Consider the following 17368-nt stretch of genomic DNA (forward strand, 5'->3'; position numbering starts at 1 on the left):
TACTTAACTCTCTGATTAACTCTTGCCTCGCTATGCGTTGGCGCCTGCCGTCTCAGTGGGGTCGCATTATAGGGAGAACAGATTTTTACGCAAGTACTTTTTCAAAGAAAAACTAAAATAAAACACTGTTCGGTCAGTATATGAGCGAAAGCCCTTAAAACTGATAGTTTTATAAACAATATAGGCTTTACTGGCACTGAAATAAGCACTACTGCTACACTAATACACTTAATATGTTTAATTTAAAGGTGCATATATGGCAATACGTTCTTATAAAGGAATTACCCCTGCGTTTAATAAGTCTGTTTATATAGACGAGTCGTCTGTATTAGTCGGTGATATTACTATAGGCGATGATAGCAGTGTATGGCCTTTAGTTGCTGCTCGAGGCGATGTTAACCATATTCGTATTGGTGAGCGCTCTAATATTCAAGATGGCAGTGTATTACATTTATCGCGTGCAACTAAAAGCAATCCAGATGGTTACCCTCTTATAATAGGCGATGATGTAACGGTTGGTCACAAAGTGATGCTACATGGGTGCGTACTTGGTAACCGTATACTCGTGGGTATGGGTGCGATTGTCATGGATAATGTAATTGTAGAAGATGATGTTATTATTGGTGGGGGCTCGTTGGTACCACCAAATAAGCGCCTGGAATCAGGCTATTTGTATGTAGGAAGTCCAGCAAAGCAAGCCCGTCCATTGACTGAGCAGGAGCTCGCTTTTTTAAAAATATCGGCAGATAATTATGTCCAATTAAAAGATGAATATCTAGCTGAAGCTAACTAATTCCACTTCAATTTGACCTGCCGAGTTATAACTTTCTTCTTCTATTAGTTGCTCGGCACGTTCTTCGTATTCAAAACGGTATTTTTCAAAATAATCTGTAGCGTGACTTTCATCCGTGAGTTTAAGTTTACTTATCGCAATAACACACTCCACCAGCATGCCACTCACTTGAGCAAAAAACACTAACTGGTGATCAGGCTCTCTAAACTCGAGTCTATCTATAAATTGTATAGCTTGGTTCATTTTAGTGAGCCTTGTTTAAGCGCTTTAACCACGGGAAGAATTTCTGGCATTTTGTTATGCCAAACATAATAAGCTTGTGCTGCCTGCCCTACCAACATACCACTACCATCTAAAAGCTTAGTATTGTTATTATGCTCTGCAACCCAGTTCATAAAAATAGTGTTTGTCAGTGAATAAAACATATCGTATGCAACATCACAGCATGTTAAGTGCTTTTTAGCTAAGGCTGGTAATTCGTTATTCATGCTACTAGACGTTGAGTTTACAATTAGTGAGTAATCGCTTACTGGTAAATAATCGAACCCATAGCCTGAAACTTTTCCGTATTCAGCAAATAGCTGAGCTAAGTCTTTTGCTTTTTGAGCGGTACGATTAACAATAATAATTTCTGCGGGTTTTTGTTCAAGCAATGGTAATATTACCCCCCTTGCAGCACCACCAGCACCAATTATTAAAATACGCTTATTTGTAATCACAACTTTGTTAGCAAGGAGGTCATTTACAAAACCAACACCGTCGGTGTTATCTCCTAATAATGTTCCATCGTTTCTTTTTTTAAGTGTATTAACTGCACCGACTATTTTAGCAAGCGGTGTAAGTTCATCAGCCATTGCAAACGCCTGCTCTTTAAATGGCATGGTAACGTTCGCACCTTTTCCACCTTGCTCAAAAAATGTCGATACTGTTTTTTCAAAGCTGTCGATAGGTGCTAATATTGCGCGATAGTCGATTTGCTCACCTAGCGAGATAGCAAATTGTTTATGTATCGCGGGGGATTTTGAATGTTTAATTGGATTTCCAAAAACCGCATATTTGTCCATTTTAAAACAACCTCTTTGCAGCTAAGTGCTGCCTATAATCGATGATAAATAATATGATTAAACGACTTTTTTCTAAATCTAAGCCTAAGAAAGTAGATCAAACACCTACACCTGAAAAAACGCCTTACGAAATCATTGGCGGAGAGAAAGGTGCACGCGCTATTTCTGAACGATTCTACGACATTATGGCCTCAGATGAATACGCTAAACCGTTATATGATATGCATCCTCAACCATTAGATAGAATTCGCCAAGTCTTTTTCGAGTTTTTATCTGGTTGGTTAGGTGGGCCTTCACTATTTGAGCAAAATCATGGGCAGCCCATGTTACGTAAACGCCATATGCCATTTTTAATTGACCAGAGCTTACGGGATCAATGGATGTATTGTATGAACAAAACTCTTGATATTGAAATTGACAACCCACTACTTCGAGAAGGGCTTAAAAACTCATTTGCTCAGCTAGCAAGCCACATGATTAACCAACATTAATCATAAACAATAAAAAAGACGCTTTCGCGTCTTTTTTATTGTTTATATTTGCCACTCTCGGGCTATTAGCTCTTCTGGTTTACTTGAAAGCCAAGCTTGTGGTCGCAAGTAATACTGATATAAGTTTGCCTCAAGGCTGTTTTCAGCTGGTGTAAAGTTATACTCCCAGCGCGCTAGTGGTGGCATCGACATTAAAATAGACTCTGTTCGCCCGCCACTTTGCAATCCAAATAATGTGCCTCTATCCCACACTAAGTTAAACTCAACGTAACGACCACGGCGGTAGAGCTGAAAGTCACGTTGCTGTTCAGTGTACTCATCGTTTTTGCGACGTTCAATAATCGGAATATAGGCATCTAAAAAGCCATTGCCGACTGACTGCATAAATGCAAAGCTTTGCTCAAAGCCTAGTTCATTTAAATCATCGAAAAATAAACCACCCACCCCACGTGTTTCATCACGATGTTTAAGGTAAAAGTACTCATCGCACCATGTTTTGTATTTTGAATAAACATCACTACCAAACGGCACACATATATCGTGTGCAACTTGATGCCAATGCTGTACGTCTTCAAATACCGGGTAAAAAGGGGTTAAATCAAAACCTCCACCAAACCACCATATTGGCTCTTCGCCCTCTTTTTCGGCTATAAAAAAGCGTACGTTGGCATGACTTGTTGGTACGTGCGGGTTTTTGGGATGAATAACAAGTGAAACCCCACAAGCATGAAAACTACGCCCTGCAAGCTCTGGCCTATGGGCGGTTGCAGAACCTGGCATGGATGCGCCAAATACATGAGAGTAATTTACGCCCCCCTGCTCAATTACGTTACCATCAGTAGTTACTCGAGTACGGCCACCACCGCCTTCAGCTCTTTGCCAGCTATCTTCGACAAATTTAGCACTGCCATCTGCAGCTTCTAGCCCTTGGCAAATGGTATCTTGCAAAGCCATAAAGTAGGCTTTTACTTGTTCTAATAATTCGCTTTGCATATTACCCTCTGAATACTTTACCGGTCATGGCATCTTTTATTGTGCTGGGTTGTGTATTTCCACCTAATGGCTCGTCAACATAAAAGCCAACTTGATCAGCAAATTGCTCCTTTGCTTGCTCAATGCTTATTACTGTTTCTTGGCCTGTTAAATTTGCACTGGTTGATACCAGTGGCTTTCCAAACTCTTGGCATAAGCGCTTAACTGTTGGGTGATTTGTTACCCTAACCGCAATAGTATCAAACTGCCCTGTTAACCATTTTGGTGTGCTTTTTGCCGCTGGCATAACCCACGTAATAGCAGCAGGCCAACTAGAAAATATGTCTGCACGTTTGTCCATAGGTACTTTAGCATCATCAACATACTTTAATAATTGCCCATAATTATCAGCAATTAAAATAAGGCCCTTTTCAACTGGTCGCTGCTTAATTGCCAATAATTTTTCAACAGCATGCTGATTATCGGGGTCACATCCTAAGCCGAACACAGCCTCTGTTGGATAAACAATAACTTCGCCTTCATTTAAACATGTAAGTGCTGAAGGCGTATTTGAAAGTTCTGACAAGGTGGTCTCCAAAAATGTTAAACGTTATTGAGTAAGCTTATGCATGCAACTTTTTTGCGGGCATTGCAGTAGTGTACCATTTGCCATGTGTCTTTCTATGACGATGGGCCAATCACATTTTGGGCATGGCTGCTCTACAGGTTTATTATTAAGCGTGTATTTACAGCTAGGGTAGCTGTCGCATGAGTAAAATACTTTACCAAACTTATTACTGCGAGCAACTAAGTGGCCTTTTTTGCATTTTGGGCATGCTGGTAACGTAGCCTCTTGTTCCTTTTGCTCGTTGTCGTTTGCAATATAATGGCAATCAGGGTACCCCGTACAACCAATAAACATACCGTAACGGCCATTTTTAACCACCAGTGGTTTGCTGCATTGAGGGCAAGAGGAATCTTCAAGTACTTTTATTTCGTTACTTTCATGTTGTACTAATGGCCTAATAAAGTCACATTGAGGGTAACTTGCACACCCCAAAAAAGGGCCTGACTTACTGTTGCGGATCACTAACTCTGAACCACACTGTGGGCATACTTCGTATTCTTTTTCTAAGGCGTGCTTATTCGCCGAGAAAAGCGAATGGTCGATTTTACTCATAGTGTTCCTAAGAGGTAAGTGAATTTTCGCCTAATATACCCAAACCACTTAAAGATACAAGCTATGCTATGCGCTTCATCTCTAGTAATTTGGGTTATATAAATAAATTCATAAGGTATTAATGCAATAACTCGGTGGGCTCATCAAAAATTAAGTCTTCCATTTGCTCATATGCTTCTTCAGAGCCGGGGACATTAAATAACACCATAAGCACTATCCACTTTAAATCATCTAAGCTAATCGCTGGCTTATCAAGTGCTGCAAGCTTATCCATAACCATTTCACGGGTAATACTGTTAATAACCCCAATTTGCTCAACAAACATTAAAAAACCACGGCACTCGACGTTTAACATATTGCATTCGCTTTCTGTAAATATACGAATAGCGCGCCCTGGGTTAGCGATTAAATAAGGAGATTCATCGCTGTGTTGTAAATCGGCTAACTGTTCTAGCCAATTTAAGGCTTTAAATATTTCTGGTTTATTAAAGCCTGCACGAACTAACTCGTCGGTTAATTCATTTTGCTCAGCAAAAATGTCAGCTTCGCTATGAATGTAATTTTCAAATAGATACATAAGAATATCGAACATGCTACCTTCCTACGCTAAGCCTAATATAACCATCTAAAATGCGTTCAATTTGATCGTCTAACTCTAAATCAAGCAACCTTGCCAGTACTTTATCTATTGGCCATTGAACACGGCGTACAATATCGTCAACAGTTGTTACCTCAAACCCAATACTGTTTAAAACTTCACAATCACTACTTTGCTGAAGCGTTTCTTCTTTACTATATAGACCGCTTTGATAAGAAAAGCTCACTTCATCTAAAATATCTGTCACATTTTCAACAAGTTTAGCACCTTGCTTAATTAAAAAGTGGCTGGCTTGTGCAAGCGGGTTTTTAATAGAGCCTGGTACTGCAAACACCTCTTTATTTTGTTCAAGCGCATAACGCACAGTAATTAATGAGCCGCTTTTAATTTCAGCTTCAACAATTAATACACCTAAAGATAAGCCCGAAATAATCCTATTTCGACGAGGGAAATTATGTGCGTTAGCGGCGGTTCCGGGTAAAAACTCACTAATTAATAAACCACTATTGAGTACTTGTTCTGTTAATAGTTTATGGCGTTTAGGGTAGTAAATATCAACACCCGTGCCTAATACCGCGATAGTTTTACCATTCCCTGCTAAAGTACCTTTATGTGCTGCGCCATCTATTCCTCTAGCCATGCCAGATGTCACAGTAATACCAGCCTTTGTTAATTCGTAGGCAAACTCGGAGGCTATTTCAAGCCCTGTTGGGGTGGCGTTACGGCTACCAACAATGGCTATTTGCGAGCTAGAAAGTAAAGACACATCGCCCTTACAAAATAGTAATAAAGGTGCGCTAGCTATGTGTTTTAGTGAATCTGGGTAACGTGTATCAAAAAAACAAATAACTTCAATATTATGCTCTGCAACAAGCCGCTCATAATGCTGTACTTTTTGCCAATCTGTATTGAGTAAATTACTGGCCTGATTAGCCGTTAACCCTAACTCGTGTAATTTAGCGTGGGGTAAGTCAAACAATGACTCAAGTGGGTGGTGTTTAGATAGGGCTAATAAGGTTTTTGTGCCTAATCCCTTACACATATAAAAGGCAAGCCAGTGAGCTAACTTGCCTGATGACTGATCCATGCTCTCTCCTAGAGCACCGACTCGCTACTTCTTAATGAATAACTGCAATATCTCCAACGCGAATTGGGTGCTGGTTTTTTGTTATTAATGCATAACTTACTTTGTCATACACTTTGAATACGATTAACTCGCCTACTTTTTCTTTAGGCATTTTCCATGTTGTATTATCTTCGTCAGCTTTATTACTAAACAACTGACTTGCATCAGATAACAGTTTTTCAAATTTACTTGAATCCTCTGGGTAACGAGGACCACGAGGGCCATCAATAACCGTAGGTGACTCACGCTCTAAATCTAAAACATGACCTGGTTCAATATTTTGCTCGCTGCCTAAGTTTAGCACTACAACATCCATCGTGCTGAATTCTCTTACTTGGCGAGGAGACGCTATAACTTGCCCTTCAACTGGCTCTAGTGGGCGGTGAATATCAAAATAGGCTGGCAGCAACTGCCCCTCCATTGCTGGCATTAAAAAATCACCTTGTTTAATTTCTCGTTTTACTGACTCAACACGTAATGACGACGGCACACCATTACTTTCATCGCCACTCCTAAACGCTCGCGCCATGCCAACGTACGATGCACGCGTTGCTAATACTTCGCCTGTGTTTAAATCTCTGTAGGGTTCACCCTCGTTGTAAATCGCATAAGCACCATGTACTTTTAAGTCACCTTTAACGTATAAAATATGGCCTAACGTTTGTGTTTTTGTGTTTTCGTTAGCACCTAACACATACGGCATATTTTTTATATCGTCGCTGTTAATCGCTTGCTCGTAACTTAAATAAGGTTTAATCATTTGCAAAGGTAAAGTGGTAATTGCATTCAACCCTTTTGGGGTAATACGTCCTTGAGGTGACAGCTTTCGGTACGCTTTATTAATAACTAAACGTGGATTTCCGTCAGCATCGTATATAAGTGCCAACGCATCACCCGGATAAATTAGGTGAGGGTTATCGATTTGCGGGTTCATTTGCCATAGTTCTGGCCACAACCATGGCTCATCTAAATAAATGCCAGATATATCCCACAACGTATCACCTTTTTTTACAACATACTGTTTTGGAGCATCTTTTTTTATTTTTAGCACATCAGCAATCGCCCCAAAAGAGGTGCTTAGTGCCAGTATGATTGCAACTAACGGAAATTTCATTGAGCTTCCTTGTATTGTTTTTTCATTATTATTGCCCAAAACCTGTTAAAGGTGAACGTGAATGGCTAAAATAAGAGCATACAATACCCTAAATTAAGCACAAGTGAAAAAGGTAACTAATGGCTAGGTTAGAAGTTTTAAGATTTCCAGATGAGCGTTTACGTACAATAGCAAAAGATGTTGCAGACGTTGACGACCAAGTTCGCCAAATTGTAAAAGACATGCTCGAAACCATGTACGACGAAAATGGCATTGGTTTAGCAGCAACACAAGTAAATATCCACCAGCGTATTGTGGTTATTGATGTCTCTGAAGAGCGTGACGAACCACTGGTATTAATTAACCCGCAAATCATTAAAAAAGATGGGTCAACGATTAGCGAAGAAGGCTGTTTGTCAGTGCCTAACTCGTACGCAAAAGTAGACCGAGCAGAAACAGTGACTGTGGCTGCACTAAACGAAAACGGTGAAGAATTTGTGTTAGACGCAGATGAGCTATTAGCTATTTGTATTCAACACGAACTAGACCACCTTCAAGGCAAGCTATTTATTGATTACTTATCTCCATTAAAGCGCCAACGTATTCGTAAAAAGCTTGAAAAAGAAGCTAAGTTTGCAGCACAGTAATCAGTACCTTAGGAAAACTCAGTGATCCAACCATTACGCATAATATTTGCCGGTACGCCGGATTTTGCCGCACGCCATTTACAAGCGCTAATAAATAGCGAACATGAAATTGTGGGCGTATATAGTCAACCAGATCGCCCAGCAGGTCGTGGTAAAAAATTAAAAGCGAGCGAAGTTAAAGCGCTAGCACTTGAAAATGACTTGCCTGTTTTTCAGCCTCAGTCATTAAAAAATGATGAGGCACTTGCAGAGCTCACCGCTTTAAACGCCGACATAATGATTGTGGTGGCCTATGGCTTAATTTTACCCAAAGCTATTTTAAATGCGCCACGCTTAGGCTGCTTCAACGTGCATGGTTCTATACTACCTCGCTGGCGTGGTGCTGCGCCTATTCAACGTGCAATTTGGGCGGGTGACGAGGAAACGGGCGTAACCATAATGCAAATGGATGAAGGCTTAGATACCGGCGACATGCTGCATATTAGCCGCTGCCCTATTAGTGACACAGAAACCAGTGCCAGTTTATATAACAAACTAGCAGAGTTAGGTCCTAGTGCATTAATCGACACCGTTAATAAACTAGCTAATGGCGACATTACCCCTGAGCCTCAAAATGATGCGCTAGCTAACTACGCTAAAAAACTCTCTAAAGAAGAAGCAAATATAGATTGGTCTATGAGCGCCGTGCAAATAGAACGTAATATTCGCTCTTTTAATCCTTGGCCAGTGTGTTTTACCCAAATGGGCGAACAAACAGTAAAAATATACCAAGCAAAAGTAGTTGATCAATCAGGTAAGCCAGGCGAAATTTTAACAAGTGATAAAAACGGTGTTGTGGTTGCCTGTGGTGAACACGCTTTAAGTATTACTCAGTTACAACCGCAAGGTAAAAAACCAATGGCAATTAGCGACTTTTTAAATGGTCGCAGTGACTGGGTTAGCCCTGGCACACTATTAGGCGAAAATAATGAATAAAGTACAAAACGTACGAGCGCTAGCCGCTGAGACTTTATATAACGTGGTTGATAAAGGCGCTTCGCTTAATCAAGAACTACCATTTGCAAGCCAAGGTTTACCACCAAAAGACAAAGCACTGTTACAGCAAATTTGTTATGGCGTATTACGCTACTTACCTAGCCTTGAAAACTACTGCCAACATTTAGTAGAAAGCCCACTAAAAGGTAAACGCAGAATTTTTCAGTTTTTACTCTACGTAGGTATTTATCAATTACAGCACATGCGCGTTCCACCGCATGCAGCAATAAGCGAGACCGTAAATGCACTGGGTCAAATGCGTGCACTAGGATTAAAAGGGTTAATAAATGCTATTTTACGTAGCTTTCAACGCCAGCAAGCAGAGCTTGAAGAAAAAGCAAAGCTTATTCCAGTGTGTTTATACAACCACCCCAATTGGTTTATTAAACAGGTAAAAGAAGCCTACCCAGAAAACTGGGAAGCCATACTTGAAGAAAACCAGCAACAAGCGCCAATGTGGTTACGTGTAAATCAATCACAATTTAGCACGCAAGAATACAGCGATATGCTAACGGCTAACGATATAGAACATACATTAAACCCAAACTTTATAGACGGGATTAAACTAGCCAAGCCGCGTGATGTTTTTTCACTTCCTGAGTTTGATACGGGTGCTTGTTCAGTGCAAGATGCAGCAGCGCAATTAGCTGCTCGCTTTTTAGAGCCAAAAGATGATGACGTTATTTTAGATGCCTGTGCAGCACCTGGCGGTAAAACATGCCATATATTAGAGCTTGCCGACGCCGACGTACTTGCACTTGATAGCGATGCCACTCGCCTTGAACGCGTAAAGCAAAACTTAACCCGTATAGGTTTAGGTGCCGACCTACAATGTGGTGATGCATCGCAACCGCACACATGGTGGGACGATGAACAGTTCGATCGTATTTTATTAGACGTGCCTTGTTCAGCAACCGGCGTTATTCGTCGCCACCCTGATATAAAATGGCTACGCCGTGCATCCGACATTGAAGACTTAGCCGCACTACAAGGCGATATACTCAATAGCATTTGGCCTCTACTCAAGCCTGGTGGTACATTGGTATATGCAACATGTTCGGTTCTTCCAAAAGAAAACCAACAACAAGTTGCTAAATTTTTAGCTAATAACGATGACGTAGAGCATATTCCACTACATGATAAAGACACCCTCACCACACCGGGTTTGCAGCTACTTCCGGGTGAAAGTGATGGTTTTTATTACGCTAAAATGGTTAAAAAAGCCTAGTTAAACAAGGCTTAATAACGCGTACAACAAGCCATTTTTAAATTTAAAAATGGCTTTTTATTACTACTTAATACACTGGTAAATAATGAAAATAATCATACTCGGTGCTGGACAGGTTGGCGCCACGCTAGCTGAAAACTTAGTAGGCGAACAAAACGAAATTACCGTAGTAGATATTGACGGTAACCGTATACGCGAACTGCAAGATAAATACGACCTTCAAGGTGTAATGGGCCACAGTGCTCACCCTGATGTTTTGCGCCGCGCCGGCGCAGACGATGCCGATATGATTATTGCGGTAACCAGCTCAGATGAAGTAAACATGGTGGCGTGCCAAGTGGCGTATAGTATTTTTAATACACCCACTAAAATTGCCCGAATTCGCTCTGAGCAGTATTTAAAATACCGTGAAAAACTTTTCCAAAACGATGATTTACCAATCGACCATTACATTGCCCCAGAAGCGTTAGTTACTAAGTATATACGCCGCTTAATTGACTACCCTGGCGCATTGCAAGTATTGCAGTTTGCCGATGGTATGCTCTCGCTAGTTGCAGTAAAAGCCTATTACGGTGGTTTATTAGTGGGCTATGCCTTATCTGCATTAAAAGAGCATATACCCAATGTAGAAACTCGCGTTGCAGCTATTTACCGTCAAGGCAAAGCTATTAAACCGCTCGGTACAACCGTTATTGAAGCCGACGATGAAGTGTTCTTCATCGCAGCAACCAAACATATACGCGCCGTAATGAACGAACTGCAGAAGCTTGAGCGTTCATACAAAAAAATAATGATTGCCGGTGGCGGTAACATTGGTGCAGGCCTTGCTCGCTCTCTTGAAAAAAATCACACCGTTAAGCTAATAGAACGCAGTAAAGAACGTGCTGAACAGCTTTCAGAAATGCTCGACAACACGGTAGTATTTTGTGGCGACGCCTCCGATCAAGAACTTCTTTCTGAAGAACATATCGAACAAGTGGATGTGTTTATTGCCGTTACCAACGACGATGAAGCCAATATTATGTCGGCCATGCTTGCCAAACGCATGGGCGCGCAAAAAACCATGGTGCTTATTCAACGTGGTGCGTATGTAGACCTAGTACAAGGTGGCGAAATAGACATTGCCATATCGCCGCAACAGGCAACAATTTCTGCATTGTTAACCCATGTACGTCGAGGTGATATTGTTAACGTGTATTCATTGCGTAAAGGGGCTGCAGAGGCTATTGAAGCAGTTGCTCATGGCGATGAAAATACCTCCAAAGTAGTTGGCCGTGCAATTGCCGATATAAAACTACCAGCCGGAACAACTATTGGGGCCATTGTGCGTAACGACGATGTACTTATTGCCCACGACGACACCATTATTATGTCGGGCGATCACGTGATTATGTTTTTAATTGATAAAAAACATATCAACGTAGTAGAAAAGCTCTTCCAAGTAAGTGCTATATTTTTATAACGCATCAAACACAAAAAAGCCGCTGAACAAGGCGGCTTTAGTGGAGTATGATTGGGGCATTATCAATGCTACTGTACTTTGGCAAATTCTTCTTTAGAAAGCTCACCATTTCCATCTGTGTCTAAATCTTTAAAAATTTTCACTAGTTGTGAGTTTACTTGAGCTTCTTCCATGCTGATAACACCGTCACTGTTGCTATCAAACGATGCAAAGTCTACCGCTGCATAAGCTGCTGAAGAAGATGCTAAAACTAAAACCGCAAGTGTTGTATTTAATGTTTTCATAGTGATGTTCCTAGTAAAATGAGAAATCCTTTTCTAAGATCCCTGTCTGTGAAAAATAGCTAAACCAATACCGGTTAACTTTAAAATTTTGCAAACTCGTCTTTAGACAGCTCACCGTTACCATCTGTATCTAGCTCTGTAAACTCAGCCATTAAATCGGTGTCTATTGCCGCTTCACTTGGGCTAATTGCTCCACTGCTGTCGGTATCTAAGCTGTCAAAATCTGATGCTGCAAACGCAGCTGAAGAAGACGCTAATGCAATAAGTGCTAATGCTTTATTTAAATGTTTCATAACTTAATCCTTCATACTTAATGTTCTATCAAAAAAATGGGCTTATTGCCTTTTAAAATGGTTTCACTTCCTTGTTATCCTTTTTCGTAAGCTCCCTTGCCTACTTAGGTTGTCTTTGGCAACTCAGGATTCCATTTACTGAATTTAGGCTTTTGAAAACTCTTCTTTTGATAACTCACCATTTTGGTCTGTATCGAGCTCTGAGAACATGCTCATTAATTTTGCATCAACTGATGCTTCGGCTTGGCTAATTGCACCATTACCGTCTACATCGAGTGTATTAAAGTCAGAGCCTGCAAAAGCGGCTGACGAAGAAGCGAGTGCGATAAGTGCTAATGTTTTATTAATGCGTTTCATAGTATGTATCCTTCAAGTTGTATGTGAGTGATTGGTACTTACTGTTAATCACGTTTTTCGATTAGTACAACCAGACTATTACAACTTAAATGCCAATATTTATTAGTTTATACTTTTCAGTGCTTTACGTGTTAAATACTGAAAAAAGTGCAAATCTAAGCATTATTTTTGTAGCTATTTAGCAACGCTGGTTTAATTAAAAACTATAAATTATTAAAAATCAGATGTTTAGGTTTAATGTAAAAAACCACAAAGCGAAGTTATTTAAATGATCAAGGTGTAATTAGGTATTGAGCAGGAAGTTTTAAACTGAACAAGATATAAAAATAAAATAAATTATAAAAATTTTGAATGCTATAACTCTGTTTTTATTTAAAAAAAATAATAATTTAAAGGCTGGTAATTTATTTTCGTTCATAAAGTAAAAAGTCGCTATTTTGTTGCAAAATAGCGACATTAAAGCCTAATCGGCATCGAGTTCTATCATAGCGGGGTCAATAAAGTGCTCTTTCATAAAAGCTTTCATCTCTTCTTTACTGGCTAATAACTTAATACCGCAACGCACGCCTGTATTATGATCTTTCACGCTGCACACTTCGCCTTCAAAGCCTTTGCTATTACTACCTAATACCACAGTGCATTGTGAGTCTTTGATGCTTTCTAGATCTGCGTCAGTTTTTACATCAAACATAGCCCCCGTTAGCGAAATATCTTTTATAACACCATCGAGTACCTTGTCATCACTGAGTTTAAGTTTTGCAGGCAATAGAGTTGGAATACGGGTTTGCGAACGTAAACTAAATAGCTGAACTTGCTTGGGGTAGTTTATAAAAATCAGCCTAACGGGGTGTGATGCAATAGATTTAATTTGCTGTCTAAACGCAATTATTTGTCCATCGTCACCCTCTATTAATGCTCTTACAACTACGGTGACGCCATCTCGTAAGTAATCATTTGCACCCGGTAAACGTTTGGCTGTAGGGAAGTTTAAAATAATAAACTTTTCGTCAAGCAAGCCTACCATTTCTGTTTTCACGCGCTTACTGCTAGTGGGTGTTAATATTTCTAAGTCAACTAAACTGCCAACCGGTATATTATTTAATTTATCTGCATGTGTTGCTGGCATATCCATTCCATAAACATAGTAGTAAAACGTTGTGTTTTATCCGCGCCAAAACGTAGGCGTAAATAACACAAGCAAAGTAAAAATTTCTAGTCGGCCAAATACCATTGCAATAGTCAGCAACCATTTAGCGCCGTCGGTTATTGCACCATAATGCGAGGCAACATCACCCAACCCTGGGCCTAAGTTATTTAAACACGCTGCCGTGGCCGAAAACGCCGTAATATTATCCATTCCCGTACCCATAAGCGCCAGCATAATAATAATAAATACTAAAGCATAGGCAGAGAAGAACCCCCACACAGCTTCTACAACCTTATCGGGCAATGCTTTACGGCCAAGTTTGATTGAATAAATAGCACGAGGGTGCACTAGGCGGTTTAGCTCACGTACGCCTTGCAGGTAAAGTAAAAACACGCGCACCACTTTCATACCGCCCCCGGTAGACCCTGCACAACCACCAATAAAGCTCGAAAATATTAATAAAATAGGTAAAAACAGCGGCCATGTTGAAAAGTTATCGGTAGCAAAACCCGCCGTTGTACTCATTGATACCGCTTGAAATAGTGCTTGGTCAAGGGTTTCATCACCATTGGCGTATATCTCGTTCGACGACAACACAGTAAAACAAATAACCACCAGCGCCAATTGAATGCATAAAAATACTTTAAACTCGGGGTCGCGAATGTAGACCTGCACGTTCCGGCTTGCCACCGCAGCGTAGTGCAAGGAGAAGTTAATAGCGGCAATGATTAAAAAGAATACACAAATAAAGTTAATAACCGGGCTGTCGAAATGGCCCATAGAAGCATCATAAGTCGAAAACCCACCAATGGCGACGGTAGAAAACGCATGACAAATGGCATCAAACCAATCCATCCCTGCTGTCCAATACGCCAACATACAGGCAATGGTTAACGACACATAAATATACCAAAGATGCTTTGCGGTATCGGCTATGCGAGGGGTCATTTTTGAATCTTTTACTGGGCCGGGGATTTCAGCACGATACAACTGCATTCCACCAACACCTAGCATGGGCAGTATTGCAACAGCTAATACAATGATCCCCATACCGCCAAACCACTGTAATTGCTGGCGATAAAACAGCACTGACTTAGGTAAATATTCAATCCCCGTCAGCACCGTAGCGCCTGTGGTTGTTAAACCCGAAAAGGCTTCAAACACCGCATCAGCAAGGGATAAGTTAGGTTCTTGTAAAAAGATAAGAGGCAAGGATGCGAATGCCCCCAGTACCAACCAAAACAAAACCACAATTAAAAAGCCTTCACGCGCTTTTAAATCCCCGTTTTCATGTCGGTTTGGGTAATACGCTATTAAGCCAATAATAATACTGAAAATAAACGCTAAAACAAAAGGAACACCACCACCATCTTTATAAATTAAAGACACCACAGCAGGTGGCACCATGGTAATACTAAACAGCGCAACAAGTTGCCCAAGAATTTTTATGATGGTACGAAATTGCATTTAGCTAATCGCTTTTATTATTAGTAAATTCAGGCTCAACTGCATTAGCCTGGTTAAATAGAATGAATATGCATTGTATGCAACTTGTGTAGGTTATTACTCTTTAATAGTTAACTCAACTGCGCCGTGACTTAAATCAAAAATATCTTTAATTGCTTGCTGTGCTTGGCGGCTATCAATGGTGATCACCCAATCAATATTAGCAGTAAATTGCTTTTCAATGTTGAGCACTTGGTAGTGCGTTTTAAGTAGCTGCTCAATTGCGCCTTGCATACTGTATTCACTGCTGCCAATTAGCTCAACACTTGGAACTTTAAGTACGGTGTCTAATTTGGCTAATGCATTATTTAACGACCCGCCATAAGCTCGCACTAACCCGCCAGTTCCAAGTTTAATTCCTCCAAAATACCGGGTTACCACGGCAGTAACTTCACCTAGCCCTGATCCCACCAGCACATTTAACATTGGTTTACCGGCCGTACCATTGGGTTCACCATCATCTGAAAAACCATACACGTGGCTGCCACCGGGGTTACCTGCCACATGGGCCCAACAATTATGCCGAGCATCGCTGTATTTATCTTCAATACTTTTAATAAAAGCTTTAGCTGCGGCTAAATCGGGAGTATGTGCAATATGCACAATAAACGTGCTTTTTTTAATTTCTTCTTGGTGAAACACAGCACCGGCTGGGTATTTATATTCTGACATATTTTACTTAACCAAAAAAATGGGGCCATTAGGCCCCTTCTCTTGCTAACTTATCACTTAATCTAAGTGTAAGTCGCGCGTCATATTTTCTAAACTATCATCGTGCACAATAATGTTATCTTCAATACGAATACCGCCATAAGGTTTAAACGCTTCAACCTTATCCCAGTTGATGTATTGCTTGTTGTCGGTTTGCGCTAAATCACCTAACAACGAATCAATAAAGTACAAGCCAGGTTCAATAGTAAACACCTGATTTTTCTCTATCATACGTGTACAACGTAAAAATGGATGCCCTTCTGGAGATGCTTGATGAGTACCTTTGTCGTCACTCATAAAGCCACCCACGTCGTGTACTTGTAAACCAAGGTGATGCCCTAAACCATGCGGAAAGAAAGTAGAGGTGATTTTACGCTCTACAATATCTGCAGCCGGTAAGTTAACTATATTAAAGTCGCTAAGAATTTGCGCTATGCGGTTATGACACTCAACATGTAAGTCGCCGTAAAGCATACCTGGCTTTAATCCTTTGCCTAATTCGATTTGCGTCGTCGTCATTGTATTAACTAGCTCAGCAAATTCACCCTGCTTTTTGAAGTCATAAGTACGCGTTATATCTGCGGCGTAGCCGTTAAAGTTTGCGCCAGCATCAATTAAAAATGAGTTATGCGTTTGCGGTGCGTTTGGCTCAAAATGAGTGTAATGCAAAATAGCGCAGTTTTCGTTAAGCGCCACTATATTGCCATACGGCATTTCGTTTTCGCTTTGGCGTGTAGCCATAAGGTACGCTTGTTGAATATCAAACTCACTACCACCATTAAAAAAAGTGTCGCGTGCAGCTTTATGGCCATCAACCGCTATGCGGTTAGCATTACGTAAACACTCAAGTTCATACTGCGTTTTGTATGCTCTATTAAAGTGTAAATAGTTAAGCACGGGCTCTGGGTTCATTATGCTAAAGCCAAGTGCTTGAGCTACTTCTATGTATTCGCCCATGTAAGCGTACTTTGCTTTGTCATAAGGAAGTAGCTTTTCAACCTGATCGGGTTGTAACAATAGTTCTATATCAAAATACTCAGCCCAAAAATCACGTGGTTCGTCAGGTACTTTATGCCAAAAATCAACAGGACGATAAAAAATAAGCTTAGGTTTGTCGCTACCATTAACAACAATCCAGCAATGTGGATTATCAATAACAGGTAACCAAGCTTTAAAGTGAGGATTAACTTTAAACGGGTAATACATGTCGTCTAAAAATTGGCGCTTTGCTTGGCCAGAGTGAATAACTAATCCTTCTAACCCTTCGCTTTCGCAAATTGTACGAGTACGCTGCTGCAGTGTTGCAATATGTTCGGCGTATAAAACGGCTAATTTATCCATTGTTAATCCATCTGTTAAATTTAACTTGCTTTGAGTCTAC

General features: G+C 40.5%; 21 protein-coding genes. 6 read left to right on the forward strand and 15 right to left on the reverse strand.

The genetic code is table 11. The features are described from left to right. Positions 1–256: 256 nt before the first annotated feature. Positions 257–793 (forward strand): gamma carbonic anhydrase family protein, encoded by a 537-nt coding sequence (locus tag MTF67_RS17490; RefSeq protein WP_006794012.1) that lies wholly within the window; start codon positions 257–259, stop codon positions 791–793. Here MTF67_RS17490 and MTF67_RS17495 read toward each other — a convergent pair. After that, entirely contained in the window at positions 776–1036 is a 261-nt protein-coding gene (locus MTF67_RS17495; protein ID WP_248520265.1) for a DUF1488 domain-containing protein, read from the reverse strand. The two genes, MTF67_RS17490 and MTF67_RS17495, sit on opposite strands and share 18 nt — an antisense overlap. After that, the gene (aroE, locus tag MTF67_RS17500) at positions 1033–1857 is read right to left on the reverse strand and encodes a shikimate dehydrogenase (protein WP_248520266.1); all 825 of its coding nucleotides are present in this window, start codon (positions 1855–1857) and stop codon (positions 1033–1035) included. Before aroE ends, MTF67_RS17495 begins: the two co-directional genes overlap by 4 nt. Before the next feature lie 53 nt (positions 1858–1910). Between aroE and MTF67_RS17505 the strand changes: the two genes are divergently transcribed. Then, positions 1911–2348: a group II truncated hemoglobin gene (locus MTF67_RS17505; RefSeq protein ID WP_243532178.1), complete on the forward strand. Its 438-nt coding sequence runs from the start codon at positions 1911–1913 to the stop codon at positions 2346–2348. Between the two features lie 42 nt (positions 2349–2390). Here the strand turns inward: MTF67_RS17505 and hemF are convergent, their stop codons facing one another. The 6 genes from hemF to MTF67_RS17535 all read right to left on the reverse strand — a co-directional run bounded on the left by hemF (position 2391) and on the right by MTF67_RS17535 (position 7338). Beyond that, positions 2391–3341, reverse strand: coding sequence for an oxygen-dependent coproporphyrinogen oxidase (gene hemF / locus MTF67_RS17510; RefSeq protein ID WP_006794008.1), 951 nt, complete (start codon positions 3339–3341; stop codon positions 2391–2393). A gap of 1 nt (position 3342) precedes the next feature. Further along, a complete protein-coding gene (locus tag MTF67_RS17515) occupies positions 3343–3906 on the reverse strand; it encodes an L-threonylcarbamoyladenylate synthase (RefSeq protein ID WP_006794007.1) in 564 nt (187 codons plus the stop codon). A gap of 24 nt (positions 3907–3930) precedes the next feature. Further along, on the reverse strand, positions 3931–4500 hold the full coding sequence (locus MTF67_RS17520; RefSeq protein ID WP_010558124.1) for a topoisomerase DNA-binding C4 zinc finger domain-containing protein: 570 nt from the start codon (positions 4498–4500) through the stop codon (positions 3931–3933). Positions 4501–4618: 118 nt separating this feature from the next. Beyond that, entirely contained in the window at positions 4619–5092 is a 474-nt protein-coding gene (locus tag MTF67_RS17525) for a DUF494 family protein (protein ID WP_006794005.1), read from the reverse strand. Position 5093: 1 nt separating this feature from the next. Next, positions 5094–6185, reverse strand: a complete 1092-nt coding sequence (dprA, locus tag MTF67_RS17530; RefSeq protein WP_248520267.1) for a DNA-processing protein DprA — start codon at positions 6183–6185, stop codon at positions 5094–5096. Between the two features lie 31 nt (positions 6186–6216). Continuing rightward, complete coding sequence (locus MTF67_RS17535; RefSeq protein ID WP_006794003.1) at positions 6217–7338, reverse strand: LysM domain-containing protein; 1122 nt, start codon at positions 7336–7338, stop codon at positions 6217–6219. Between the two features lie 119 nt (positions 7339–7457). Here MTF67_RS17535 and def point away from each other — a divergent pair, with 119 nt between their 5' ends. From def to trkA, 4 genes are all read left to right on the forward strand, one after another. Beyond that, positions 7458–7964, forward strand: coding sequence for a peptide deformylase (def, locus tag MTF67_RS17540; protein WP_006794002.1), 507 nt, complete (start codon positions 7458–7460; stop codon positions 7962–7964). Between the two features lie 21 nt (positions 7965–7985). Continuing rightward, complete coding sequence (fmt, locus tag MTF67_RS17545) at positions 7986–8939, forward strand: methionyl-tRNA formyltransferase (protein ID WP_248520268.1); 954 nt, start codon at positions 7986–7988, stop codon at positions 8937–8939. Next, positions 8932–10227, forward strand: coding sequence for a 16S rRNA (cytosine(967)-C(5))-methyltransferase RsmB (gene rsmB, locus MTF67_RS17550; protein WP_010558121.1), 1296 nt, complete (start codon positions 8932–8934; stop codon positions 10225–10227). The genes fmt and rsmB overlap by 8 nt, the downstream gene beginning before the upstream one ends. Before the next feature lie 85 nt (positions 10228–10312). Next, positions 10313–11689 carry a Trk system potassium transporter TrkA gene (gene trkA, locus MTF67_RS17555; RefSeq protein ID WP_006793999.1) on the forward strand — a complete coding sequence of 459 codons (1377 nt, stop codon included), beginning with the start codon at positions 10313–10315 and terminating at the stop codon, positions 11687–11689. A gap of 68 nt (positions 11690–11757) precedes the next feature. Here trkA and MTF67_RS17560 read toward each other — a convergent pair whose 3' ends face one another. From MTF67_RS17560 to pepQ, 7 genes are all read right to left on the reverse strand, one after another. Then, positions 11758–11973 carry a calmodulin gene (locus MTF67_RS17560; RefSeq protein WP_006793998.1) on the reverse strand — a complete coding sequence of 72 codons (216 nt, stop codon included), beginning with the start codon at positions 11971–11973 and terminating at the stop codon, positions 11758–11760. A gap of 80 nt (positions 11974–12053) precedes the next feature. Beyond that, positions 12054–12266, reverse strand: coding sequence for a calmodulin (locus tag MTF67_RS17565; RefSeq protein WP_006793997.1), 213 nt, complete (start codon positions 12264–12266; stop codon positions 12054–12056). A 144-nt stretch (positions 12267–12410) separates the two neighbouring features. Further along, positions 12411–12623 (reverse strand): EF-hand domain-containing protein, encoded by a 213-nt coding sequence (locus MTF67_RS17570; RefSeq protein ID WP_006793996.1) that lies wholly within the window; start codon positions 12621–12623, stop codon positions 12411–12413. Positions 12624–13086: 463 nt separating this feature from the next. Then, complete coding sequence (locus tag MTF67_RS17575; RefSeq protein WP_033019722.1) at positions 13087–13749, reverse strand: flagellar brake protein; 663 nt, start codon at positions 13747–13749, stop codon at positions 13087–13089. Positions 13750–13785: 36 nt separating this feature from the next. Next, entirely contained in the window at positions 13786–15237 is a 1452-nt protein-coding gene (locus MTF67_RS17580; protein WP_006793994.1) for a TrkH family potassium uptake protein, read from the reverse strand. A gap of 96 nt (positions 15238–15333) precedes the next feature. Then, the gene (locus MTF67_RS17585) at positions 15334–15948 is read right to left on the reverse strand and encodes a YigZ family protein (protein ID WP_006793993.1); all 615 of its coding nucleotides are present in this window, start codon (positions 15946–15948) and stop codon (positions 15334–15336) included. Positions 15949–16005: 57 nt separating this feature from the next. Continuing rightward, positions 16006–17328 (reverse strand): Xaa-Pro dipeptidase, encoded by a 1323-nt coding sequence (pepQ, locus tag MTF67_RS17590; RefSeq protein ID WP_039038509.1) that lies wholly within the window; start codon positions 17326–17328, stop codon positions 16006–16008. Between the last annotated feature and the right edge of the window lie 40 nt (positions 17329–17368).

The organism is Pseudoalteromonas sp. 2CM32C (assembly GCF_023161925.1).
In the GTDB taxonomy this organism is placed as follows: Bacteria; Pseudomonadota; Gammaproteobacteria; order Enterobacterales; family Alteromonadaceae; genus Pseudoalteromonas; species Pseudoalteromonas marina.

What these genes read in the sequence shown, in the direction of transcription:
- MTF67_RS17565 (WP_006793997.1), bottom strand. Translation starts at nt 12,266, where the DNA reads ATGAAACATTTAAATAAAGCATTAGCACTTATTGCATTAGCGTCTTCT.
- MTF67_RS17575 (WP_033019722.1), bottom strand. Translation starts at nt 13,749, where the DNA reads ATGCCAGCAACACATGCAGATAAATTAAATAATATACCGGTTGGCAGT.
- pepQ (WP_039038509.1), bottom strand. Translation starts at nt 17,328, where the DNA reads ATGGATAAATTAGCCGTTTTATACGCCGAACATATTGCAACACTGCAG.
- MTF67_RS17490 (WP_006794012.1), top strand. Translation starts at nt 257, where the DNA reads ATGGCAATACGTTCTTATAAAGGAATTACCCCTGCGTTTAATAAGTCT.
- MTF67_RS17585 (WP_006793993.1), bottom strand. Translation starts at nt 15,948, where the DNA reads ATGTCAGAATATAAATACCCAGCCGGTGCTGTGTTTCACCAAGAAGAA.
- aroE (WP_248520266.1), bottom strand. Translation starts at nt 1,857, where the DNA reads ATGGACAAATATGCGGTTTTTGGAAATCCAATTAAACATTCAAAATCC.
- MTF67_RS17570 (WP_006793996.1), bottom strand. Translation starts at nt 12,623, where the DNA reads ATGAAACGCATTAATAAAACATTAGCACTTATCGCACTCGCTTCTTCG.
- MTF67_RS17520 (WP_010558124.1), bottom strand. Translation starts at nt 4,500, where the DNA reads ATGAGTAAAATCGACCATTCGCTTTTCTCGGCGAATAAGCACGCCTTA.
- MTF67_RS17525 (WP_006794005.1), bottom strand. Translation starts at nt 5,092, where the DNA reads ATGTTCGATATTCTTATGTATCTATTTGAAAATTACATTCATAGCGAA.
- dprA (WP_248520267.1), bottom strand. Translation starts at nt 6,185, where the DNA reads ATGGATCAGTCATCAGGCAAGTTAGCTCACTGGCTTGCCTTTTATATG.
- MTF67_RS17535 (WP_006794003.1), bottom strand. Translation starts at nt 7,338, where the DNA reads ATGAAATTTCCGTTAGTTGCAATCATACTGGCACTAAGCACCTCTTTT.
- trkA (WP_006793999.1), top strand. Translation starts at nt 10,313, where the DNA reads ATGAAAATAATCATACTCGGTGCTGGACAGGTTGGCGCCACGCTAGCT.
- def (WP_006794002.1), top strand. Translation starts at nt 7,458, where the DNA reads ATGGCTAGGTTAGAAGTTTTAAGATTTCCAGATGAGCGTTTACGTACA.
- hemF (WP_006794008.1), bottom strand. Translation starts at nt 3,341, where the DNA reads ATGCAAAGCGAATTATTAGAACAAGTAAAAGCCTACTTTATGGCTTTG.
- rsmB (WP_010558121.1), top strand. Translation starts at nt 8,932, where the DNA reads ATGAATAAAGTACAAAACGTACGAGCGCTAGCCGCTGAGACTTTATAT.
- MTF67_RS17560 (WP_006793998.1), bottom strand. Translation starts at nt 11,973, where the DNA reads ATGAAAACATTAAATACAACACTTGCGGTTTTAGTTTTAGCATCTTCT.
- MTF67_RS17495 (WP_248520265.1), bottom strand. Translation starts at nt 1,036, where the DNA reads ATGAACCAAGCTATACAATTTATAGATAGACTCGAGTTTAGAGAGCCT.
- MTF67_RS17580 (WP_006793994.1), bottom strand. Translation starts at nt 15,237, where the DNA reads ATGCAATTTCGTACCATCATAAAAATTCTTGGGCAACTTGTTGCGCTG.
- MTF67_RS17505 (WP_243532178.1), top strand. Translation starts at nt 1,911, where the DNA reads ATGATTAAACGACTTTTTTCTAAATCTAAGCCTAAGAAAGTAGATCAA.